1 protein-coding gene is annotated in these 385 nt (G+C 66.8%); it reads left to right on the plus strand.

Annotated elements, in window-relative coordinates; all coding sequences use genetic code 11:
* Window positions 1–385: hypothetical protein (locus tag EN807_RS33045; RefSeq protein ID WP_135937980.1), on the plus strand; the 385-nt coding region annotated here is incomplete at both ends.

Below are 385 nucleotides of genomic sequence, written 5' to 3' on the forward strand. Positions count from 1 at the left end.
CCGTCAACGGCGCGCCGCATGCCGGTGGCTATTCCGACCGCTTCAGCGGCAGCGACATCGCCGACAGCCCGCTGACCATCGCCAACACCGGCAAGACCCCGCTGCAAGCCGTCGTCACCACCGTGGCGTCGCCGGTCGAGACGCTGCCGGCCGACGGCGACGGCTTCACCATCGACCGCACCTACTACAGGCTCGATGGCACCGAGGCCAACGTCACCGAGGTCAAGCAGAACGAACGCTATGTCGTCGTGCTCAAGGTCTACGAGCAGAACAGCTGGCCCTCGCGGCTGCTGATCACCGACCTGCTGCCGGCCGGCTTCGAGATCGACAATCCTGGCCTGGTGTCCAGCGCCCAGCTGTCGAACTTCTCCTGGCTGGCGCAGAC

The sequence above is a fragment of the Mesorhizobium sp. M5C.F.Ca.ET.164.01.1.1 genome, from assembly GCF_004792125.1.
GTDB classification, from domain to species: domain Bacteria; phylum Pseudomonadota; class Alphaproteobacteria; order Rhizobiales; family Rhizobiaceae; genus Mesorhizobium; species Mesorhizobium wenxiniae.